The sequence below is a fragment of the Thioalkalivibrio sp. ALE25 genome (genome assembly GCF_000377285.1).
Lineage (GTDB): Bacteria > Pseudomonadota > Gammaproteobacteria > Ectothiorhodospirales > Ectothiorhodospiraceae > Thioalkalivibrio.
Window position 1 is genome coordinate 128051 of the sequence record NZ_KB897928.1, and the last position, 22685, is coordinate 150735.

20 protein-coding genes are annotated in these 22685 nt (G+C 67.8%); 19 read left to right on the forward strand and 1 reads right to left on the reverse strand.

Annotated features, from left to right (window positions below):
- Nucleotides 1-49: 49 nt before the first annotated feature.
- Both C996_RS0104615 and C996_RS0104620 read left to right on the forward strand, forming a co-directional pair.
- Nucleotides 50-1300 (forward strand): lipoprotein-releasing ABC transporter permease subunit, encoded by a 1251-nt coding sequence (locus C996_RS0104615; RefSeq protein WP_018866285.1) that lies wholly within the window; start codon nucleotides 50-52, stop codon nucleotides 1298-1300.
- Nucleotides 1293-2012 (forward strand): ABC transporter ATP-binding protein, encoded by a 720-nt coding sequence (locus C996_RS0104620; RefSeq protein ID WP_018866286.1) that lies wholly within the window; start codon nucleotides 1293-1295, stop codon nucleotides 2010-2012. The genes C996_RS0104615 and C996_RS0104620 overlap by 8 nt, the downstream gene beginning before the upstream one ends.
- 19 nt (nucleotides 2013-2031) lie before the next feature.
- Here C996_RS0104620 and C996_RS0104625 read toward each other — a convergent pair whose 3' ends face one another.
- Complete coding sequence (locus C996_RS0104625; RefSeq protein ID WP_018866287.1) at nucleotides 2032-2619, reverse strand: DUF2062 domain-containing protein; 588 nt, start codon at nucleotides 2617-2619, stop codon at nucleotides 2032-2034.
- Between the two features lie 215 nt (nucleotides 2620-2834).
- On the opposite strand from C996_RS0104625, the gene C996_RS0104630 reads away from it, so the two are divergent.
- The 17 genes from C996_RS0104630 to galU all read left to right on the forward strand — a co-directional run bounded on the left by C996_RS0104630 (nucleotide 2835) and on the right by galU (nucleotide 22664).
- A complete protein-coding gene (locus C996_RS0104630) occupies nucleotides 2835-5147 on the forward strand; it encodes a DNA internalization-related competence protein ComEC/Rec2 (protein WP_051076895.1) in 2313 nt (770 codons plus the stop codon).
- A 4-nt stretch (nucleotides 5148-5151) separates the two neighbouring features.
- Complete coding sequence (gene mtnA / locus C996_RS0104635; protein ID WP_018866289.1) at nucleotides 5152-6228, forward strand: S-methyl-5-thioribose-1-phosphate isomerase; 1077 nt, start codon at nucleotides 5152-5154, stop codon at nucleotides 6226-6228.
- Nucleotides 6229-6370: 142 nt separating this feature from the next.
- Nucleotides 6371-8989, forward strand: coding sequence for a DNA gyrase subunit A (gene gyrA, locus C996_RS0104640; protein WP_018866290.1), 2619 nt, complete (start codon nucleotides 6371-6373; stop codon nucleotides 8987-8989).
- The gene (serC, locus tag C996_RS0104645; RefSeq protein ID WP_018866291.1) at nucleotides 8986-10068 is read left to right on the forward strand and encodes a 3-phosphoserine/phosphohydroxythreonine transaminase; all 1083 of its coding nucleotides are present in this window, start codon (nucleotides 8986-8988) and stop codon (nucleotides 10066-10068) included. Before gyrA ends, serC begins: the two co-directional genes overlap by 4 nt.
- A gap of 49 nt (nucleotides 10069-10117) precedes the next feature.
- Nucleotides 10118-11281, forward strand: coding sequence for a phosphoglycerate dehydrogenase (locus C996_RS0104650; protein WP_018866292.1), 1164 nt, complete (start codon nucleotides 10118-10120; stop codon nucleotides 11279-11281).
- Between the two features lie 3 nt (nucleotides 11282-11284).
- The gene (gene pheA / locus C996_RS0104655) at nucleotides 11285-12400 is read left to right on the forward strand and encodes a prephenate dehydratase (RefSeq protein ID WP_018866293.1); all 1116 of its coding nucleotides are present in this window, start codon (nucleotides 11285-11287) and stop codon (nucleotides 12398-12400) included.
- Between the two features lie 32 nt (nucleotides 12401-12432).
- On the forward strand, nucleotides 12433-13590 hold the full coding sequence (gene hisC, locus C996_RS0104660) for a histidinol-phosphate transaminase (RefSeq protein ID WP_018866294.1): 1158 nt from the start codon (nucleotides 12433-12435) through the stop codon (nucleotides 13588-13590).
- Nucleotides 13587-14468, forward strand: a complete 882-nt coding sequence (locus C996_RS0104665) for a prephenate dehydrogenase/arogenate dehydrogenase family protein (protein ID WP_018866295.1) — start codon at nucleotides 13587-13589, stop codon at nucleotides 14466-14468. The genes hisC and C996_RS0104665 overlap by 4 nt, the downstream gene beginning before the upstream one ends.
- Before the next feature lie 6 nt (nucleotides 14469-14474).
- Nucleotides 14475-15779 carry a 3-phosphoshikimate 1-carboxyvinyltransferase gene (aroA, locus tag C996_RS0104670; RefSeq protein WP_018866296.1) on the forward strand — a complete coding sequence of 435 codons (1305 nt, stop codon included), beginning with the start codon at nucleotides 14475-14477 and terminating at the stop codon, nucleotides 15777-15779.
- Complete coding sequence (gene cmk / locus C996_RS0104675) at nucleotides 15776-16483, forward strand: (d)CMP kinase (RefSeq protein WP_018866297.1); 708 nt, start codon at nucleotides 15776-15778, stop codon at nucleotides 16481-16483. The genes aroA and cmk overlap by 4 nt, the downstream gene beginning before the upstream one ends.
- A 49-nt stretch (nucleotides 16484-16532) precedes the next feature.
- Nucleotides 16533-18239, forward strand: coding sequence for a 30S ribosomal protein S1 (gene rpsA / locus C996_RS0104680; protein ID WP_255349356.1), 1707 nt, complete (start codon nucleotides 16533-16535; stop codon nucleotides 18237-18239).
- Between the two features lie 93 nt (nucleotides 18240-18332).
- Nucleotides 18333-18629 carry an integration host factor subunit beta gene (locus C996_RS0104685; protein ID WP_018866299.1) on the forward strand — a complete coding sequence of 99 codons (297 nt, stop codon included), beginning with the start codon at nucleotides 18333-18335 and terminating at the stop codon, nucleotides 18627-18629.
- 7 nt (nucleotides 18630-18636) lie between these two features.
- On the forward strand, nucleotides 18637-18954 hold the full coding sequence (locus C996_RS0104690; RefSeq protein ID WP_018866300.1) for a lipopolysaccharide assembly protein LapA domain-containing protein: 318 nt from the start codon (nucleotides 18637-18639) through the stop codon (nucleotides 18952-18954).
- A 66-nt stretch (nucleotides 18955-19020) separates the two neighbouring features.
- Nucleotides 19021-20253, forward strand: coding sequence for a tetratricopeptide repeat protein (locus C996_RS0104695; RefSeq protein WP_018866301.1), 1233 nt, complete (start codon nucleotides 19021-19023; stop codon nucleotides 20251-20253).
- Nucleotides 20250-20978: an orotidine-5'-phosphate decarboxylase gene (pyrF, locus tag C996_RS0104700; protein ID WP_155985240.1), complete on the forward strand. Its 729-nt coding sequence runs from the start codon at nucleotides 20250-20252 to the stop codon at nucleotides 20976-20978. Before C996_RS0104695 ends, pyrF begins: the two co-directional genes overlap by 4 nt.
- A gap of 411 nt (nucleotides 20979-21389) precedes the next feature.
- The gene (locus tag C996_RS0104705; protein WP_018866303.1) at nucleotides 21390-21671 is read left to right on the forward strand and encodes a ComEA family DNA-binding protein; all 282 of its coding nucleotides are present in this window, start codon (nucleotides 21390-21392) and stop codon (nucleotides 21669-21671) included.
- Between the two features lie 105 nt (nucleotides 21672-21776).
- Entirely contained in the window at nucleotides 21777-22664 is an 888-nt protein-coding gene (gene galU, locus C996_RS0104710) for a UTP--glucose-1-phosphate uridylyltransferase GalU (RefSeq protein ID WP_018866304.1), read from the forward strand.
- Nucleotides 22665-22685: the final 21 nt, after the last annotated feature.

The following is a 22685-nucleotide window of genomic DNA, read 5'->3' on the forward strand; positions in this document are numbered from 1 at the left end:
GGTCCGCCGGGCTATAGGCGCGAACGGGTATCTCTGGCATGATTTCGCGATGTTTCGCCCCCTGACTCTCGCCATCGGCCTGCGCTACACGCGCGCGAAGCGGCGCAATCACTTCATCTCGTTCATCTCGGTGGTGTCCATCATCGGGCTGGCCCTGGGCGTGATGGCGTTGATCACGGTGCTGTCGGTGATGAACGGGTTCGAACGCGAGTTGCGCGACCGCATCCTGGGCATGGCCTCGCATGCCACGATCCGCGAGGCCAATGGCGGGCTGCGGGACTGGGAACGCCTGCAGCGCGAGGCCCCGGAGATCGACGAGCGGGTGGTCGCGGCCGCGCCGTATGTCCAGGGCGAGGCCATGCTGAGTGCGCGCGGGAATATCTCCGGGGCACTGATCCGGGGCGTGGAGCCCGAGGCAGAGGAGCGCGTCGCGCGCATTGCCGAGCACATGCTGCAGGGCGAGCTGGGCAGCCTGGAGGCGGGGCGCTACCGGGTGGTGCTCGGGCGGGAACTGGCGGCCGAACTGCGCGTCCGGGTCGGCGACTCGATCATCCTGATGGCGCCCCAGGCCTCCGTCTCGCCGGCCGGCGTGATGCCGCGCATGCGCCGCTTCGAGGTCTCCGGCCTGTTCGAGGTGGGGATGTACGAGTACGACCGCGGGACGGCGTTCATCCACCTGGAAGACGCCCAGGCGGTGTTTCAGATGGGCGAACAGGTGACCGGGCTGCGGCTGCGCCTGACCGACATGATGGAAGCGGGTGTGGTGGCCCGCGACGTGGCGGCCCAGCTGGACGGGCTTTTCCGGGTGTCCGACTGGACACGCCAGCACGCCAACCTGTTCCGCGCGATCCAGATGGAAAAGATGGTGATGTTTATCATCCTGTCGCTGATCGTCGCGGTCGCGGCCTTCAACATCGTCTCGACCCTGATCATGCTGGTCACCGACAAGCAGGGTGACATTGCCATTCTGCGTACGCTCGGGCTGTCGCCGGCGGGGATCATGGTGATCTTCATGGTCCAGGGGGTGGTGATCGGGGCGATCGGGATCCTGCTGGGCACCATCGCCGGGGTGTCGCTGGCCGCGAACATCGACGTGGTGGTCCCCTTCATCGAGCGGGTCTCCGGCATCGAGTTCCTGTCCGCCGAGGTGTACTACATCAGCGACCTGCCCTCGGAGCTCAAGCTTGCGGATGTGCTCCGGGTCGGGGTGCTCGGCTTCCTGCTGACCGTGGTGGCCACACTGTTCCCGGCCTGGCGTGCCGCCCGCACCCAGCCGGCGGAGGCGCTGCGCTATGACTGATCACGACACCCCGGTCCTCGAGGCGGTCGGTCTGGAGCGCCGTTTCCGCGACGGCAAGCTGGACGTGGCCGTTCTCAGCGGGGTGGACTTTGCCCTGCAGCCCGGCGACCAGACGGCGATCATCGGGGCCTCGGGGAGCGGCAAGAGCACTTTGCTGCACCTGCTGGGCGGGCTGGACCGCCCGACGGCGGGGTCCGTGCGCCTGCTGGGAATGGACTGGACCCGCATGAGCGAGGCCCGACGTGGCCACCTGCGCAACCAGCACCTCGGCTTCGTCTACCAGTTTCACCATCTGCTGCCCGAGCTGACCGCGGCGGAGAACGTGGCCCTGCCGCTGCTCATCCGCGGGGTCTCCAACCGCAAGGCCCGGGCCGAGGCACGCCACTGGCTGGGCCAGGTGGACCTGGAACCCCGCCTGGAACACAAACCCGCGGAGCTCTCCGGTGGCGAACGCCAGCGGGTCGCGATCGCCCGGGCGCTGGTGACGCGCCCCTCGGCCATCCTGGCGGACGAACCCACCGGCAACCTGGATCAGGAACGGGCGGCGCAGGTGTTCGAGTTGCTGCGCGCGATGAACCGTTCCACCGGGACCGCTCTGGCCCTGGTGACCCACGACATCACCCTGGCGCGCGAGCTTGATCGCTCGGTCCAACTGGTCAAGGGCCACCTGGAGCTGCAACCGTTCGACGGTCAGCTCGCCACGCACGAATAGACCGCGTGTCTCTCTCGCTTCAGGCGCCCCGGTCATCCGGCGGGCGGCCATCCCGCCGCGCGGCCGCCTGGCGTTCCGCCATTTCCTTGCGCAGCCGTCGCAGGTAACGCCGGCTGCGCACGCGCTGGACGACGTTCAGCCGCCACAGGAAACGCACCAGCAAGTACCCCGAGAGGCCGGCTGCCGCGCCGAGCAGGACGCTGCCCAGGAGCAGGGGCTGCCAGATCGTCAGCAGCTCCGTGGAGAACCACTCCCAGCTCCAGTCCAGATGGATGTCGCGACGCGGTTCGTCCAGTAGCTTGCGCCCGATCGTGTAGGCCAGATACAACATGGGCGGCATGGTGACCGGGTTGGAGATCCAGACCAGGATCACCGAGATCGGCAGATTGACGCGGACCAGCACGGCCACGGCGGCCGCGATCAGCATCTGCATGGGCAGTGGCAGGAAGGCCACGAAGAGCCCGACGGCAAACGCACCAGCCACGGAGCGGCGGTTCAGATGCCACAAATCCGGCGAACCCAGGCGCGGCCCCAGCGGGGCGAGCGCCTTGTGCCCGCGCATGTGTTCCATGCCGGGAAACATCTTCTTGATGATGTGTCTTGCCATGTACCGGGCTGCCGATGGTCCGTCGTGCGTGGGTGCGCCGCCGCGCACCTGCCGTGCATTCTCGCCGCTATTGTACGTGCGGGACCATGGTCGGCGGGGCAAGCCAAATCCGGTCCGGCCATGGCGCCCGGTCAACGAGGCCTTTTGTGACGGGCTTTGCCCTCGGGCTGATCGCGGCGGCGTGGGGCCTTCACCGGCTGCCCGAACCGGTTCCGCTGATGCCGGGACCCATACTGGCCCTGTTTCTGGCCGCCGCGGGCGTCAGCCTCGGCCTGCGGCGCCTCGGCTATCCGGGCCTCTGGCCCTGGACGCTGGCGCTGGGTGCGCTGCTCGCCTGGGGGCTGGTCCAGCAGAACGCGGACACCTGGCTGGAACATGCGCTGCCTCCCGCCCTGGCCGGGGAGGAGGCCACCGTGTTCGCCACGATCATCAGTCTGCCGGAACATGGCGAACGTCGCAGCCGTTTCCGGATACGGGTGGCCGCGACCCGATCGGGACCGGAAGCGTTTCGGGCGCGCGAACTGCTGGTTTCGACGTACCCCGCGCGCCCCGATCTCGAGGCGGGATCGCATGGCTACATGACCCTGCGCCTGCGGCCGGCCCGGGGGCCGGCGAATCCGGGTGGGTTCGATCGTGCCGGCTGGTACTACCGCGAGGGCCTGCATGGATCCGCGACACTGCTCGACTTCGAGGCGTTAGAGGACGCCCGGGCACCCCGGATTCAGGACGCCCGCTGGCGGGCCGGGTTGCATCGCATGCGCGGTGCGCTGCGCGAGCGCCTGGAACAGGCGGCCCCGGGGCTGCGCCACCCCGGGCTGGTGCAGGCGCTCGTCATCGGCGACCGGCAGGGCATGACCGACGAGGAGTGGCAGGCCTTCCTGCGGACCGGGACCAACCACCTGATGGCGATCTCGGGCCTGCATGTCGGCCTCGTCGCCGGGTTTGTCGGATTGCTCGCGGGGCTTGCCTGGTCCGGGCTCGTCCCGGTGCAGGCGCGGATACGCAAGCCGGCCTTCATGGCGCTGGCGGGCCTCGCCGGGGCTGCGCTCTATGCCGCGCTGGCCGGCTTCAGCATTCCGACCCAGCGCGCGCTGATCATGCTGGCGGCTTTTATGGCCGCGCTGTTGTGGCGGCGCGAGGCGTTTGCCTGGCGCGGACTGATGCTGGCGGCGATCGCCGTGGTGCTGTGGCGGCCGACCAGTGTGCTGGCTCCGGGCTTCTGGTTTTCCTTCGGCGCCGTGGCGGTGATTCTTCTGCTGTTGCAGGGCCGTTCGGGCCGTCCGGGCTGGCGCGCGGCCGGCAGCATTCAGGTGATGCTCGCGCTGGCCATGCTTCCCCTCAGCCTGGCCTGGTTCCAGCTGGGGTCCTGGGTGGCGCCCGTCGCCAATCTGGTGGCGGTGCCGGTGATCAGCCTGCTGGTGCTGCCCTTGTTGCTGGTCGGGGCCGGTCTGGCGGCATTGTGGGCACCGCTCGGCCAGCCGTTCCTGCATCTCGGCGACGGGATCCTGATGCTGCTGGTCGGGCTACTGGACGGCCTTTCGCACGTGCCCGTGCTGGTGGACGAGCGGCGGGTGCCGCTGGCGGCCAGCCTCCTGGGCGGGGTCGCGGTGCTGGTCGCCTTGCTGCCGCGCCTGCGCCTCGCCGCTCCGTGGGTGGTGCTGGCCGGCATCGCCCTGGCCCTGCCCATGCGTCCGCAGATCGATGCGGGCAGCGTACGGGCGCTTCTCCTGGATGTAGGGAACGGGCAGTCGCTCTTGCTGCAGACCCGCCACCATGCGTTGTTATGGGATGCCGGTCCCGGGCGCGCCGGGGGCTACAGCGCGGGGGATCAGATCGTGATTCCGAGCCTGCGTGCGGAGGGGGTACGCCGCCTGGACCGCATGATCCTGAGCCACGAGCATGCCGCGCATTCCGGCGGGGCCGCCGCCGTACGCGCGACGCTACCTGTGGGCGAGGTCCTGCGGCGCCGCCCGCAAGGACCCGGGGAACGGCCCTGCGAGGCAGGCGAGGTCTGGGAATGGGATGGCGTCGATTTCGAGATTCTCCATCCACCCGCCGGCTGGGACGGGAGCGCCTCGGCCTCCTGCGTGCTGGCGGTGGAGACGGCTGGCGGTGTGCGGCTGGTACTGACCGGCGGGCTCGGCGGCCTGGGCGAGGCCGTGCTGATGCAGGAAGGGGCGGAACAGCGAAGCAGCGACCTGCTGGTCGTGCCCCGCGGGGCCGGCGCCGACAGCCTGAGCCGCGGCTGGCTGCAGGACGCCCGCCCCGCCATGGCCTGGGCCAGCACCGATGCGCAGGGCAGGGGGCTGGCCGGCGCGGCACGCCAGCGCCTGGACAGGGCCTGCGTCCCGCTGCAGGGGACCGGCCGCCAGGGGGCCCTGCGGCTTGAGGCGGATACGGAACTGAAGGTCGGGCCCGGCCACCGGGCGGGTTCCCGGCGGTTGTGGCGGCCCGCGCCAGACGCCGGAGCGCCCCTGCCGCCAGGCTGTCCGCGCGGGCCCGAAACCGCAGGCGGGCTGGTAGAATGACGGGATGAACCGTGAACACTCCGACACCATTCGCCCGATTCGCTTTCACCACAGCGAACTTCAGTTGCTCGACCAGCGTCGGCTGCCGGGCGAGAACCTCTGGCAGCGTTACCGGGATGCGCCGGCCGTGGCCGCCGCGATCCGCGACATGGTGGTGCGCGGGGCGCCGGCGATCGGGATTACCGCGGGCTTCGGGGTGGTACTGGCCTGCCAGCGGGCGACCGGGCGGGACGACTGGCGTGCGAGCATTGCGGCGGATATCGAAACCCTGCGCGCGGCGCGTCCCACGGCGGTGAACCTGTTCTGGGCGCTGGATCGCATGCAGGCGCTGGTGGACGCGAGCCCGTCCGCGGAGGCGGCGGTCGCGGCGACGCAGGCCGAGGCGGAGTGGATGCTCGAGTCGGACATCGCCGGCAACCGGCGGCTGGGCGCGCTCGGCGCGAGGCTGATCGAGCCGGGGCAGGGGGTGCTGACCCACTGCAACACGGGCTCGCTGGCCACCGGGGGCTACGGCACGGCCCTCGGCGTGATCCGCGCCGCCTGGGATGCCGGACGGATCGAGGAGGTCTTCGCCGACGAGACCCGGCCCTGGCTGCAAGGGAGCCGCCTGACCGCCTGGGAGCTGGTACATGACGGGATCCCCGTACAGGTGCTGTGCGAAGGCGCCGCGGCCAGCCTGTTGCGCTCGGGCCGCGTCGGCTGGGTGATTGTCGGGGCGGACCGGATCGCCGCCAATGGCGACACCGCAAACAAGATCGGGACCTACGGCCTGGCCCTCCTGGCGCGTGCCCACGGGGTCCGGTTCATGGTGGCCGCGCCGGTCGCGACCATCGACTTCGAGATGCCGGACGGGACCGGTATCCCCATCGAGCAGCGCGGCGAGGACGAGGTGCTGGCGCTGGCGGGTCAGCGCGTGGCGGCCGAAGGCGCCCGAGGCTACAACCCGGCCTTCGACGTGACCCCGGCGGAGCTGATCGATGCCATCGTCACCGAACGCGGGGTCGTGGAGGCGCCGACGGCGGAGCGGCTCGCGGCGCTGCGCGAGCCCACGGCCCCGGAGACGCTCGCATCCGCTCACTGACGAGCGCTCAAACGCGCCCCCGGTGGACGGTCTTCGGGCCTGAGAGGCCCGGAGAACCGTTTTGAGGCGCGAAAAGCCGAGCCCCAGTGGTTACCCCTGTGGTATGATCGCGAGCTTGTTCAGACGGACGGCGTAACCCTCGATGGCTGAATTTGCCAAGGAAATCTTCCCGGTCAATCTCGAAGACGAGATGCAGCAGTCCTACCTCGATTACGCAATGAGCGTAATCGTGGGCCGGGCCCTCCCCGATGTCCGTGACGGCCTCAAGCCGGTCCATCGCCGCGTGCTCTACGCGATGCGCGAGCTGGGCAACGACTACAACAAGCCCTACAAGAAGTCGGCGCGTGTGGTCGGTGACGTGATCGGTAAGTACCACCCGCATGGCGATTCCGCCGTTTACGACGCCATCGTGCGCATGGCGCAGCCGTTCTCGATGCGCTACATGCTGGCCGACGGGCAGGGCAACTTCGGCTCCATCGACGGCGACTCCCCGGCGGCCATGCGGTACACCGAGGTGCGCATGGCGCGCATCGCGGCGGAACTGCTGGCCGACATCGACAAGGAAACCGTCGACTTCATCGACAACTACGACGGCTCCGAGAGCGAGCCGGCGGTGCTGCCGAGCAAGTTCCCCAACCTGCTGGTCAACGGCTCCGCCGGGATCGCGGTGGGGATGGCGACCAACATCCCGCCGCATAATCTGCGCGAGGTGATCAACGCCTGTGTGGCCCTGATCGACGACCCCGAGATCTCCATCGATGGTCTGATGGAACACCTGCCGGGCCCGGACTTCCCGACGGCCGGCATCATCAACGGCATCGAGGGCGTTCGCGAGGCCTACCGTACCGGTCGCGGCCGGGTCCTGATCCGGGCACGCTCGCATGTCGAGCCGCTGGAGGGTGGCCAGCGCGAGGCGATTGTGGTTACCGAGCTGCCCTACCAGGTGAACAAGGCACGCCTGACCGAGAAGATCGCGGAGCTGGTGAAGGAGAAGCGCATCGAGGGCATCTCCGAGCTGCGCGACGAGTCGGACAAGGACGGCATGCGTCTGGTCATCGAGCTCAAGCGTGGCGAGATGGCCGAGGTGGTCCTGAACCACCTGTACATGCACACCCAGATGCAGAACGTCTTCGGCATCAACATCGTCGCCCTGGTCGACGGACAGCCGAAGGTGCTGGATCTGCGTCAGGTGCTGGAGGCGTTCCTGCGGCATCGCCGCGAGGTGGTCACCCGGCGCACGATCTTCGATCTGCGCAAGGCCCGGGAGCGCGCGCATATCCTGGAAGGCCTGGCGATCGCGCTGGCCAACATCGATCCCGTGATCGAGCTGATCCGTGCCGCCCCCAACCCGGCCGAGGCCAAGGCCGGCCTGCTGGCCCGCGGCTGGCCGCTGGGCGTGGTCAGCGACATGCTGGACCGCGCCGGGGCCAGCGCCTCGCGACCGGAGGACCTGGCGCCGGAATACGGCGTGGGGGACGACGGCTATCGCCTGTCCGAGGCCCAGGCGCAGGCGATCCTCGACCTGCGCCTGCACCGCCTGACCGGGCTGGAACAGGACAAGATCCTGGACGAGTACCGCGAGCTGCTGGAGCTGATCGACGACCTGCTGGATATCCTCGGCTCCGGCGATCGCCTGCAACTGGAGATCCGCAACGAGCTGCTGGCCGTGGCCGAACAGTTCGGCGACGAGCGCCGCAGCGAGATCCGCGAACGCCAGGCCAACCTGACCCTGGAAGACCTGATCGGCGAGGAGGACGTGGTCGTCACGCTCTCGCACGCCGGCTACGTGAAGTACCAGCCAGTGGCGGACTACCGCGCGCAGCGCCGGGGCGGGCGTGGCAAGGCCGCGACCAGCTTCAAGGAAGAGGACTTCATCGACCGTCTGGTGGTGGCCAACACCCACGACACGATCCTGTGCTTCTCCAGCCGGGGTCGGGTGTACTGGCTGAAGGTCTACGAGCTGCCGCAGGGCTCGCGCGCCTCGCGCGGCAAGCCGATCGTGAACCTGCTGCCGCTGGAGTCCGACGAGCGGATCAACGCGATCCTGCCGGTGCGCGAATACGACCCGGACCACTATGTGTTCATGGTCACCGCGCAGGGGACAGTCAAGAAGACACCGCTGACGGATTTCTCGCGCCGCCGGGCCTCCGGCATCATCGCCGTGGATCTGCGCGAGGGCGACCACCTGGTGGACGTCTCCCTGACCGACGGCACCCTCGACGTGATGCTGGTGACCACGGCCGGCAAGGCCGTGCGCTTCCACGAGAGCGACGTGCGCGCCATGGGGCGTACCGCCTGTGGCGTGCGCGGGGTGCGTATGGAAGGCGATCACCGGGTGATTGCCCTGCTGAATGTAGACGAGGGATCGGCGCTGCTGGCGACCGAGCATGGCTACGGCAAACGCACCCGCTTCGACGAGTTCCCGGTCCACCGCCGTGGCGGCCAGGGCGTGATCGCGATCCAGACCGAGGGGCGCAACGGCCCGCTGGTCGGGGCTTCGCGGGTCCTGGACGATGACGAGGTGATGCTGATCACCAACGGCGGGACCCTGGTGCGCACGCCGGTGGATCAGATTCCGCTGATCGGGCGCAATACGCAGGGCGTGCGGCTGATTCGGCTTGACGAAGGCGAGAACCTGGTCGAGCTGGCCCGCGTGGCCCAGCTGCAGGGCGAGGCCGGCGACGAAGAATCCGACGAGATGGGAACCGGAGCGGACCCGGAGACGGGTCCCGAATCCAGCGACGATGGAGAACAGGCATGACGCGAGTGATGAACTTCAGCGCGGGGCCGGCGGCCCTGCCGCAGGCGGTACTCGAGCGGGCGCGTGACGAGCTGCTGGACTTCCGCGGGTCCGGGATGTCGGTGATGGAGATGAGTCACCGCGGCAAGCCGTTCATGGCCGTGGCCGAGAAGGCCGAGCAGGACCTGCGCAAGCTGATGAACATCCCCGAGAACTATTCGGTCCTGTTCCTGCAGGGCGGGGCGACCGGACAGTTCGCGGCCATCCCGCTGAACCTGGCCAATGGCCAGAGCACCGACTACATCGATACCGGGGCCTGGTCCGGCAAGGCGATCAAGGAGGCCCAGAAATACGGGCCGGTGAACATCGTGGCGAGTTCGCAGGCAAGCGGCTACGACTCGATCCCGGATCGTGCCTCCTGGAACCTGGACCCCAATGCCGCCTACGTGCACTACACGCCGAACGAGACCATCGGCGGCGTGGAGTTTCCCGATATCCCGGATGTGGGTGACGTGCCGCTGGTCGCGGACATGTCCTCGACCATCCTGTCGCGCCCGATCGATGTCTCGAAGTTTGGCGTGATCTATGCCGGGGCGCAGAAGAATATCGGCCCGGCCGGCCTGACCGTGGTGATCGTGCGCAACGACCTGCTGGAACGCGAGCGCCAGGCACCCGTGCCGGCGGTGCTGGACTGGGCCCTGCAAGCGAAGAATGACTCGATGTACAACACCCCGCCGACCTTTGGCTGGTACCTGGCCGGGCTGGTATTCGAGTGGCTGCTGGAGCAGGGCGGCCTGGAGGCGATGGCCGAGATCAACCAGCGCAAGGCGGCCAAGCTGTACCAGTACATCGACAATTCCGCCTTCTACCGGAACCCGGTGGAGCCCGCGGCCCGCTCCTGGATGAACGTGCCGTTCATCCTCGCGGACGACGCCCTGGACGGGTCCTTCCTGAACGAGGCCGATGCGGCCGGCCTGTCCTCGCTGAAGGGCCACCGGTCGGTGGGCGGCATGCGCGCCAGCATCTACAACGCCGTTCCGGAGAGCGCCGTGGATGCGCTGATCGAGTTCATGGCGGACTTCGAGAACCGCCACGCCTGATCCCGTCGAATCGCTGTTGCCGGGGACGCTACCGGACGAGGAGGTCGTGATGTACCGGATTCAGACCTACAACAACATCGCCGTGCGCGGGCTGGATCGTTTCCCGCGTGACCATTACGAGGTCGCCTCGGATATCAATCAGCCGGACGCGCTGATGCTGCGCTCCTTCGACCTGCATTCGGTGGAGATCCCGGATTCGGTCCTGGCGGTGGGGCGCGCCGGGAGCGGGGTCAACAATATCCCGGTGGCGGCCCTGTCCGAGCGCGGCGTGGCCGTGTTCAACGCCCCCGGCGCGAATGCCAATGCGGTGAAGGAACTGGTCATCGCCGGGCTGTTGCTGGGTGCCCGCAACCTGCTGCCGGCGGCTGGCTACGTGCAGGAGCTGGACCCCTCGAAGGAAGATTTCATGTCCGCGGTGGAACAGGGCAAGAAGAAGTTCACCGGCTTCGAACTGCCGGGCCGGCGTCTGGCCGTCCTGGGCCTTGGGGCGATCGGGGTCGGCGTCGCCAACGCCGCCCGTGCGCTGGGCATGGAAGTGGTCGGCTTCGACCCCAAGGTCACGGTGGAAAACGCCTGGCGCCTGGATTCCGGCATCGAGCGGGCGCGCTCGGTGGAGGCGGCCATGGAAGGGGCCGACGCCGTCACCGTACACGTGCCGCTGACCGAGAACACCGCCAACCTGGTGAACGCGAAGACGCTGGCCGGCATGAACCCCGGGGCCATGGTGCTCAACCTGGCCCGCGAGGGGATCGTCGATGACACGGCCGTGCGGGAAGGACTGGATGCGGATCGACTGCATGCCTACATCACGGACTTTCCGGTACAGGGCATGGTGGGCCACCCGCGGGTGATTACCCTGCCACATCTGGGCGCCTCGACGACCGAATCCGAGGAGAACTGCGCGGTCATGATCGCCGACCAGCTACGGGACTACCTGGAGAACGGCAACGTGGTGAACTCCGTGAACCTGCCGACCCTGGTGCTGGACCGCAAGGGGGATACCCGCATCGCGATCATCAACCGGAACCTGCCGGACCGGGTCGGCCGCATCTCGCACACGCTGGGCGAATCGAATATCAACATCCTGCACCTGATGAATGACTCCCGTGGCGATCTGGCCTACACCCTGATGGACGTGGACGGCCACCCCGACGCGGAGACCCTGGACGCCCTGCACCGGATCGACGGCGTGCTGCGGGCCCGGGTGCTGTAGGCGATGGCCGGGGATCCGCATTCGTCGCCATCCGCCGAGGACCGCGAAGATCTCGCGGCCCTGCGCGCGCGTATCGACGCGCTGGATGCCGAGCTCCTGGAGCGGTTGAGCGAGCGCGCCCGCTGCGCCGAGGCGGTGGCGCGGGTCAAGCGCAGCCAGGAGAGCGACCCGGTGTTCTACCGTCCGGAGCGCGAGGCCGAGATCCTCCGGCGGGTGCGCAAACGGAATCCCGGTCCGCTGTCCGACGAGGCCATCACGCGGCTGTTCCGCGAGATCATGTCCGAGTGCCTGGCGCTCGAGCATCCGCTCCATGTCGCCTATCTCGGACCGGTGGGGACCTTCACTCACCTGGCGGCGCGCAAGCACTTCGGCCATGCCGTCGAGACCCAGCCGCTGGCCTCGATCGATGCGGTGTTCGGCGCGGTGGAGACCGGCCGCGCGCAGTTCGGCGTGGTTCCCATCGAGAACAGCTCCGAGGGGGTCGTCACCCACACCGTGGACTGCTTCATGGATTCCTCCCTCCAGATCTGTGGCGAGGTCGTGACCCCGATCCACCACCACCTGCTGTCCCGGGCCGAGGATCTCGGGCAGGTGCGGCGGGTCCTCGCGCATGCGCAGGCGCTGGCGCAATGCCGCCAGTGGCTGGATAGCGAACTGCCCCATGCCGAGCGCGAGGCGGTCTCCAGCAACGCCCGGGCGGCCGAGATCGCGGCGCAGGATCCCACCGCGGCGGCGCTGGCCAGCCAGGCGGCTGCCGAACACTACGACGTCCCGGTGCGGGCCCCGCATGTGGAGGATCGCGCCGACAACACGACGCGTTTCCTGATCATCGGCTCGGGGACCACGCAACCCAGCGGGGCGGACCGTACATCGGTGATGCTGAGTACCGCCAACCGGCCAGGGTCGCTGTATTCGCTGCTCAAGCCGATCGCGGAGGCCGGCATCAGCCTGACCCGGATCGAGTCGCGCCCCTCGCGCTGCACGCCGTGGAACTACGTGTTCTTCCTCGATCTGGTCGGGCACCAGCAGGACCCGTTGATCCGCGACTGCCTGGAGCAGCTGCGCGCCAGTGCCGATACCGTCAAGGTCCTGGGTAGCTATCCCCAGGCCGCCACCTGACACGCCCACCCGCTATCCCCGAGGTTTCCCGCATGGCATCCAACCCTTCCGTATCCGCTGCGGCCGGCCCGGGCTTTGATCCCGTGGCCCTGGCGGTCGCCGGGGTCCAGGGCCTCCGCCCGTATCAGCCCGGCAAGCCCGTCGCCGCACTGGAGCGCGAACTCGGTATTCGCCAGGCGATCAAGCTGGCCTCCAACGAGAACCCCCTGGGCCCGTCGCCGCTTGCGGTGGAGGCGGGCCGCGCGGCGCTGGCCGAGGCCCATGTCTATCCCGACGGGAACGGCTTCGAGCTGAAGGCGCGACTGGCCGAGCGCCATGGCGTCGCCCCGGAACAGATCACGCTCGGAAACGGCTCCAACGAGGTGCTGGAGCTGGTCGCGCGCACCTGGCTGGCACCGGGCCGGGCAGCCGTGTTCTCCGCGCATGCGTTTGCGGTTTACCCGCTGGTTACCCAGGCGGTCGATGCCGAGGCACGGGTCGCGCCCGCGCTGGGGGCCGACCATCCGGAGCAGCCCTTCGGGCATGATCTCGAGGCCATGCGGGCACGGGTGGATGGCGACGTGCGCGTGGTGTTCGTGGCCAATCCGAACAATCCCACCGGGACCTGGCTGGAGGGTTCGGCGCTGGAGGCCTTCGTGGCGGCGATGCCGGCGACCACCGTGGTGGTCGTGGACGAGGCCTATTTCGAATACGTCGAGGCAGCCGGGTATCCGGACACTACGCAGTGGCTGGATCGCTATCCAAACCTGATCGTGACCCGGACCTTCTCCAAGATCCAGGGCCTGGCCGGACTGCGCCTGGGGTACGCGGTCAGTTCCCCGGCGGTCGCCGACCTGCTCAACCGGGTCCGACAGCCGTTCAATGTCAACGCCATTGCCCAGGCCGCGGGCCTTGCGGCGCTGGACGATACCGCGCATGTGGAGAAGTCGGTGGCCGTCAACCGTGACGGGTTGCGGCAGGTGACGGCGGCCCTGCGGGATAAGGGGCTGCGTGTGATCCCGTCCGTGGGGAACTTCGTGACCTTTTACACCGGGCGTGATCCGGCCCCGGTATACGAAGGCCTGCTGCGCGAGGGCGTCATCACGCGGCCGGTGGAGAATTACGGCCTGCCCGGTCACCTGCGGGTCACCATCTCGACCCGGGAAGACAACGACCGCTTCCTCGCGGCACTCGACAAGGTCCTGGCGTGATCGAACGGCTGGTCATCTTCGGGGTCGGCCTGATCGGCGGCTCGCTGGCGCTGGCCCTGCGCGAGGCCGGCGCGGTCCGCGAGGTCGTCGGCTGCTCGCGCAATGCCGACAACTTGCGCGAAGCTCAGCGGCTGGGCGTGATCGACCGCTGGACCACGGACGTCGCCGCGGCCGCGGAGGGCGCCGACCTGGGCGTGCTCGCCGTGCCATTGGGCGCGATGGAGCCGCTCGCCCGCGACCTGGCGGCCGCCTGGCCCGAGGACAGCCCGCTGACCGACGTGGGCAGCAGCAAGCAGGCGGTGATCGATGCGGTGGGCGCCGGCTTCGGTGCGGTCCCGCGCGCCTTCGTGCCCGGCCACCCGATCGCCGGGACCGAGAAAAGTGGGGTAGGGGCCGCCTTCCCCAGTCTGTTCCGCGATCGCCTGGTCATCCTGACGCCGGCCGATGCCACCAACCCGCTGGCCACGGACCGCGTGGCGGCCATGTGGCAGGCCGCCGGCGCGCGGGTCGAATACATGACCCCGGCGCATCATGACCGGGTCCTGGCCGCGACCAGCCACCTGCCGCATGTGCTGGCGTTCACGCTGGTCTCGTCGCTGGCGAACATGAGCGAACGCGACGAGATCTTTCACTACGCCGCCGGCGGGTTTCGCGACTTCACGCGCATTGCCTCCAGTGACCCGGTGGTCTGGCGCGATATCTGCCTGGCCAACCGCGACGCCATCCTCGAGGTCATCGGGCAATACCAGAACGACCTCGAGACGCTGCGCGGCGCGATCGAACGCGGCGATGCCGCCACCATCGAACAAAGCTTTGAACATGCCAAGGAAACCCGCGATCGCCTCTGCGACCCCGCGGATGCACAACTGGATACCTGAAACCCCATGAATACCTTTACCGTACAGCCCGGAGGCCAGCTTGCGGGCCACGCCCGCGTGCCGGGCGACAAATCGATTTCCCACCGCGCCATCATGCTCGGGGCGCTGGCCGAGGGCGAGACCCATGTGACCGGCTTTCTCGAAGGGGCGGATTGCATTGCCACGCTGGAGGCCTTCCGCGCGATGGGCGTGGCCATCGAGCGCACCGGACCGGGCTGCGTGCGCATCCAGGGCGCCGGCCTGCGCGGGCTGCAGGCCCCGCCGACTGCGCTGGACATGGGCAACTCGGGGACCGCGATGCGGCTGCTGTGCGGGGTCCTCGCCGGGCAGGCCTTCGACAGTGAACTGGTCGGCGATCGCTCCCTCTCCGGGCGTCCGATGCGCCGGGTCACCAACCCGCTGGCCCGCATGGGGGCCAGGATCGAGACCAGCGATGCCGGGACGCCGCCGCTGCGGGTGCATGGCGGCGCCCCTCTGCGGGGTACCGATCACGTGCTCGAGGTGGCCAGCGCCCAGGTGAAGTCGGCCCTGCTGCTGGCCGGCCTGTGGGCGGATGGCAAGACCTGCGTGACCGAGCCGGCACCCACACGGGATCACACCGAACGCATGCTGGCCGGCTTCGGTTACGCGGTCGAACGCGACGGGCCACGGGCCTGCGTCGAGGGGGGTGGCCGGCTGATCGCCAGTCCGGTCGATGTGCCGGCGGATATCTCCTCGGCCGCTTTCTTCCTGGTCGGTGCCTCGATCGCGGCCGGTTCGCGCATGCGCCTGGAGCATGTCGGCATCAATCCGACCCGCACCGGCGTAATCGATATCCTGCGCCTGATGGGCGCCGAGATCCGCATCCTCAACGAACGCGAAGCGGGCGGCGAGCCGGTGGCGGATCTGGAGGTCGAGGCCGCCCGGCTCAAGGGGATCCAGATTCCGGAGCACCTGGTGCCGCTGGCGATCGACGAATTCCCCGCGATCTTCGTCGCCGCGGCCTGCGCCGAGGGCGAGACCGTACTGACCGGCGCCGAGGAGCTGCGGGTCAAGGAGAGCGACCGTATCCAGGTGATGGCCGACGGCCTCGCCGCACTCGGGGTCGACTGCGCCGTGCAGCCAGATGGTATCCGGATCCGGGGTGGCGACGGCTTCACCGGTGGCGAGATCAACAGTCATGGCGACCACCGTATCGCCATGTCGTTCGCGATGGCGGGGCTGCGGGCCACCGCCCCCATCCTGATCCACGATTGCGCGAACGTGGGTACATCCTTCCCCGGCTTTGTGGCGCTTGCGCGCGAGGCCGGGCTGCAGCTGGAGGCCGCATGAGTTCGGAAGTTCCGGTACTGACCATCGACGGCCCGGGCGGGGCCGGCAAGGGCACGGTCTGCATGCGCGTGGCCGCCGCCATGGGCTGGCATCTGCTGGACAGCGGCGCGCTGTACCGTCTGTTGGGGCTGGCAGCACGCCAGCACGGGGTCGAGCTGACCGACGAGGCCGCGCTCGTTCGACTGGCCGCCGGTCTCGACGTCGACTTCGAGGTGAATCGAGACGCTACGGCGGTCACGACCCTGCTTGAGGGGGCGCCGGTCGATCAGCTGCTGCGCACCGAACAGGCGGGCAGCGACGCCTCCCAGGTGGCCGCCATCCCGGCCGTGCGCGAGGCCCTGCTGGAGCGCCAGCGAGGCTTCGCCAAGCCCCCCGGGCTGGTCGCGGACGGGCGCGATATGGGGACCGTGGTCTTCCCCGCGGCGGACCTGAAGATCTTTCTCACCGCCTCCGCGGAGGAAAGGGCACGCCGGCGTTACATGCAGTTGAAGGAACAAGGACTTAGTGCTAATCTCTCCGCCCTTCAGGACGAGATGGAGGCCCGCGACCGTCGCGACCGCGAACGCAGCGTGGCCCCCCTCAAGCCCGCCGAAGATGCCTGGGAACTGGATACCACGGACCTCGACATCGTTGGCGTGGTGGACATGATCCTGGAGCGCCTCCGGGACGTACTCCCGGAACAAAGCCCCCGCCCCGCGGAATAAGCCGTCGGAAGCGGGATCATCAACGTCTAGAACTGGTTGCAGGAAGTTTCTGCAAGCATTTGTTAAACCACAGGTTCACAAATCCATGAGTGAAAGTTTCGCGCAACTGCTCGAAGAGAGCATGGCCTACACCCAGATGCAGCCGGGTGCCATCCTCAGTGCCACCGTCATTGAGGTCACCCCGGACGTCGTCGTGGTGAACGCCGGCCTGAAGTCCGAGGGGGTCATCCCCACCGAGCAGTTCATGAACGACGAGGGTGAGCTCGAGGTCAAGGTCGGCGATGTCGTCGAAGTGGCCCTAGAGACCCCGGAAGACGGTTTCGGCGAGACGCGCATGTCGCGCGAAAAGGCCAAGCGGGCCAAGGCCTGGGACCGTCTCGAAGGTGCGATGGAAGAAGAGCAGTACGTCACCGGCAAGATCTCCGGCAAGGTCAAGGGCGGTTACACCGTCGAGCTGGGCGATATCCGGGCGTTCCTGCCGGGTTCACTCGTGGATGTCCGTCCGGTGCGCGATACCGCGTACCTGGAAGGCAAGGAGCTGGAGTTCAAGCTCATCAAGCTGGATCGCCGCCGTAACAACGTGGTCGTGTCGCGCCGCGCCGTGGTCGAGCAGGAATACAGCGCCGAGCGCGAGGAACTGCTGAAGAACCTGCAGGAAGGCGCGCAGGTCAAGGGCATCGTCAAGAACCTGACCGATTACGGTGCGTTCCTGGATCTGGGCGGCATCGACGGCCTGCTGCACATCACCGACATGGCCTGGAAGCGCGTCAAGCATCCGTCCGACGTGGTCGAGATCGGCCAGGAAGTCGAGGTCAAGGTCCTGAAGTTCGATCGCGAGCGCATGCGTGTGTCGCTGGGCCTGAAGCAGCTGGGCGAGGATCCGTGGGAGAACATCACCCGCCGTTACCCGACCGGCACCCGCATCTTCGGCAAGGTCACCAACATCACCGACTACGGCTGCTTCGTGGAAATCGAAGACGGCGTGGAAGGCCTGGTGCACGTGTCCGAGATGGACTGGACCAACAAGAACGTCAACCCGGGCAAGATGGTCGCGATCGGCGACGAGGTCGAGGTGATGATCCTGGACCTGGACGAAGAACGCCGCCGCATCTCGCTGGGCATGAAGCAGTGCCAGTCGAATCCGTGGGACGACTTCGCGGCCAACCACAACCGCGGCGAGAAGGTCAGCGGCCAGATCAAGTCGATCACCGATTTCGGTGTGTTTGTCGGCCTGGAAGGCGGCATCGACGGCCTGATCCACCTTTCCGATCTGTCGTGGCACGAAGCGGGCGAAGAAGCCATTCGCAACTTCAAGAAGGGTGACGAGGTCGAGGCCGTGGTCCTGTCCGTGGATCCCGAGCGCGAGCGTATCTCCCTGGGCCTGAAGCAGCTGGATCGCGATCCGTTCGCCAACTTCGTGGCCGAGCACAGCAAGGGCAGCATTGTCTCCGGCACGGTCAAGGAAGTGGACGCCAAGGCAGCCGTGGTCGAACTGGCTGACGGCATCGACGGCATCCTGCGCGCGGCCGATATCTCCCAGGACCGCGTGGAAGACGCCAGCACCGTGCTGAAGGTGGGCGATACGGTCGAGGCCAAGTTCATGGGCGTCGACAAGAAGACCCGCGCCATCAGCCTGTCGATCAAGGCCAAGGACCGGGCGGAAGAAGCCGAGATGGTCTCCGACTACGGCAGTAATGCCGGCGGCGGTACCACGCTGGGCGATCTGCTGAAGGAACAGATGGACAAGAACGACTAAGTCCGTTCCGTCGTGGCCCGCGGTGCCAAGGGGTGCCGTGGGCCATTTTGTACCGGGAAACCGGATTTCCTTCCTGTCTGTGACGAGTGCCAGATGACCAAATCGGAATTGATCGAGAACCTCGCCCGGAAGTCACCTCATCTGCCAGCCAGGGACGTGGAGATGTCCGTCAAGGCATTGCTCGAACGCATGAGCCACGCGCTGGCGAACGGGCAACGGGTGGAGATTCGCGGCTTTGGCAGCTTTTCGCTGCACTTCCGGCCACCCCGACTGGGCCGGAACCCCAAGACCGGTGAAGGCGTTGCCTTGCCCGGCAAGCATGTCCCTCATTTCAAGCCCGGCAAGGAATTGCGCGAACGGGTAAACGATTCTGTAGCCGAAAACGGCTAGACCGTCCATGGACGACCGGCGGCGACAGAAGATTCGCAACACCGTGGCGTTTGTCGCGCTGATCCTGATCTCGTCCGCGGTCGGTATTCTTGTTGTTCTGAACGAAGCCCTGGTGACACTGGTGTTGCCGGGTCTCGAGATCGAGGCCCCCCTAGTGGTGTTCCTCGGGTTTGCCGCCTTGTTTGGAGTGATCCTGGCCTCGCTGGTGCTCTGGCTGCGCCTGCGCCGGCTGCGGCAGAAGATCGCCGACCTGCGCGAGCAGAACCATGCCCTCAAGGTCGAGGTCGAGCAGCTGCGTACCGCACCCATGCGGGATTTCTACTAGCCGCATCGCCATGCGGTCTTCCATACCTTTTGCTTCGCTGTCCGTACCCGGGGAGCGTACTCGCCGATGATCAATGACTGGTTCTGGTTGCTGCTCCCGCTCGCCGCGGCAAGTGGTTGGTGGCTGGCACGCTATGGCGTGCCGGAAGACCAGGAAGAGCGCGAGCCGTCACTGGATCGTTACCTCGAGGGCGTACGCCACCTTCTGGATGATCGCACCGATGATGCGCTGCAGGCCTTCATCGAGATGGTGGAGGTCGATCACGAGACTTTCGAGACGCATGTAATCCTCGGGCGGCTGTTCCGGCGCCGGGGCGAGGTGGATCGCGCCATTCGCATCCACCAGAACCTGGTGGCGCGCCCGACGCTGCCGACGGCCCAGCGGGCCCAGGCCCTTTGCGAGCTCGGCGAGGACTTCCTGCTGGCGGGAGTGCTGGACCGGGCCGAGGCCGTCTTTCGCGAACTCGCGGACTCGCCGCACCAGGCCGTGCCGGCCCTGGAGGGCCTGCGCCAGGTCTACGAAACCCAGCGGGAATGGGAGCGGGCGATCGAGGTGGGCGACCGGCTGAAGGCGCAAGGGGTCGCCCATGAACAGCTGCGGATCGCCCACTACCACTGCGAACTGGCGCGGATCGCGCTGGACCAGGACGACCACGAGGAGGCGAGGGCGCGCGCGAAACAGGCCGAGGAACTGGTTCCCGGTCTGTCGCGGGCCCTGCTGATCCAGTCGGAGATTGCGGCGCGCGCCGGCGAGATCCGCGAGGCGATCCGGTTCGGGCGGGATGCCGTGGCGCGCACCCCGCAACTGGCGCCTCTCCTGGTGCCCCGGATCGAGCGCCTGCATCAGGAACTGCCCGGCGAGAACCGTCTGGGGCAGCTGGAGGAACTCCTGGACGACCTGGCCCGAAGTCGCGGGATCACCATGGCGCGGATTGCCCTGATGCGGCTGTACCGGCGCACGGGACGGCTGGACGCCGCGCTTTCCGAACTGGGGCAGATCCTGGCGCAACGCCCGGTCCCGACCTCGGGCCTGCTGGAGGCGGTTCGCTGGATGAAGATCCTGCCGGCGGTGCAGCAATACAGCACGGAATTCTCGGCGTTCGAGAAGGCCCTGGCCGACCAGCTTGGCAGCCAACACTTGTACCAATGCGGGAACTGCGGCTACCAGGGACGGGCGCATGTATGGCAGTGCCCGAGCTGCCGGCGCTGGGATACCCTGCGCGGGCTTGATTTCGATATCGACCAGACGACGGAAGCCGCCGAGGAGGCGTTGATCCGCGAAGGGAGCCACCACCCATGAGCCGACCCACGACAGTGACCCCGGAACCCGCCACGCGCCTGATCGTCGCCCTCGACTTTGCAGAGGCCGATGCGGCGCTGGCATTCGCCCGACAACTCGACCCGGCGCAGTGCGCCCTGAAGGTCGGCTTCGAACTGTTCGTGGTCGCCGGTCCGGCGCTGCTGCAACGGCTCCACGACCTCGGCTTTCGGGTGTTTCTGGACCTGAAGTTTCACGACATCCCGAATACCGTGGCGGCTGCCTGCCGGGCCGCGGCGCGTACCGGCGTGTGGCTGATCAACGTACATGCCAGCGGCGGCCTGGAGATGATGCGGGCCGCACACGAAGCGGTACGCGAAACCAACGACACAACCTCGCTTCTGGCCGTCACGGTGCTGACCTCCAGCGACGCCGGCACCCTGCGTGAGATCGGCGTGAGTCGCGAGCCGGCCGATCAGGTGGGCTTGCTGGGGGAACTGGCGATACAAAAGGCGGGGCTGGAGGGCCTGGTGTGCTCGGCGCAGGAGGCCGCCATGCTGCGGCGCCGGCTGGGCGAGCGGCCACTGCTGGTGACACCGGGGATCCGGCTGGAAGACTCGGGAGGCGATGACCAGAAGCGTGTCATGACCCCCGAGCGGGCCCTGGAGGCGGGCGCCAGCGCGATCGTGGTCGGCCGGCCGATCACCCGCGCCCCCGACCCGGCCGCGGCGATGGAGGCCTTCGTCACACGACTAGGGAAACACTGATTCATGTGCACGCTCGCGCTCGAGTCGCTTTTGCGTGCGAACAAGGCGCGGCGACCGCCGTGCAGTCATTCTGCACAAGGGAGCCGCAACGCCGTGCGCGCGCAAAAGCGGCCGAGCCCCTTCGGGGTTGGCACCCCAGGTTCCCCGATCCTGCGTTGCGCCGCTTGCGGGTAGAACCACTACCCGCTGCACGACGCGCCTTGCCTCGGAAAACCTGGGGTGCCAACGCGAGCGTGCACATGAATCAGTGTTGCCCTAGGCAGACCGAATGACGCCGTGGAATGAGGGGGTTTTCCGGCGGGGCTGTTCTCGCTAGGATGCCCGGGTAGTCTCGGGTTGAAGGTTGGAATCCGGGTCTACCCCGCGGTGCACGGATGCACCGATCGTTCAACGAAGATAAGGAGCGTTTTCATGAACAAGCTGTTCCAATGCGCGAAGTGCTGGGCCCTGGCGGGCCTCTGTGTCCTGCCACTGGTCATGGTGACCGCCTCGGGTGGCCAGCCAGTTAACCTGAACGGGGCATCGGCCGACGAGCTGGCCGCACTGGAGAACGTGGGACCGGTCAAGGCGCAAGCCATTGTGGAGCACCGCGAGGCACACGGTGACTTCGCCTCGGTCCAGGCCCTGACCGAGGTGTCCGGGATTGGCGAGCGCACCGTGGAGATGAACCTCGACCGCATCGTCGTCGAGTAGCGAGACGGGTGGCGGCATGGGCCGCCACTTACTACCGGCCCCCGGTCGACGGGTCCGAAAGGATGCGTTGGCCGGGGGTTTGCTGTGAAGTCACCAGGAGAAGGAATGAGCCAGAATCACGCCCCGATCCGTACCGCCGTGTTCCCGGTTGCCGGGATGGGTACGCGCTTTCTGCCGGCGACCAAGGCAAACCCGAAAGAGATGCTTCCGGTCGTGGACAAGCCGTTGATCCAGTACGCGGCGGAGGAGGCGGTGGCCGCGGGCATCGAGACCCTGGTGTTCGTGACCGGGCGAAACAAGCGATCCATTCCGGATCACTTCGACAAGGCCTACGAACTCGAACACGAGCTGGAAGAGCGGGGCAAGACCGAACTGCTCGAGCAGGTTCGGAACATCGTTCCCCCCAATGTGACCTGCGTCTATGTGCGTCAGTCCGACGCACTCGGTCTCGGACATGCGGTGGCCTGCGCGCATCCGATCGTCCGCAACGAACCCTTCGCGGTAATCCTGGCCGATGACCTGATCGAATCGGCCAACGGCGGGGCGACGCGGCAGATGGTCGAGCAGTACGCCGAGCACGGCTGCAGCGTCCTTGGGGTGGAGGAGGTACCGCCCGATCGCACCCACCAGTACGGCATTATCGACCCGGTGCAGACCGGACCGCGCAGCTGGGACGTCAAGGGCATCGTGGAAAAGCCCGACCCCGACCATGCGCCGTCCAGTGTCGCGGTGGTCGGGCGCTATGTCCTGACCCCGAAGATCTTCGAAATGCTGGCGACCCAGAAGCCGGGGGCGGGCGGCGAGATCCAGCTGACGGACGCGATCGCACGCCTGCTCGAACTGGAACGGGTGACGGCCTTCAACTTCGAGGGGCGTCGCTTCGACTGTGGGTCGAAGCTGGGTTACCTGGAGGCCACGGTGGAGTTTGCACTCAACCATCCGGAACTGAAGGACGACTTCGCCGCATACCTCCGGGCCCGCTCGGCGGGCTGATCGAGTCCGTCACAACCCGGG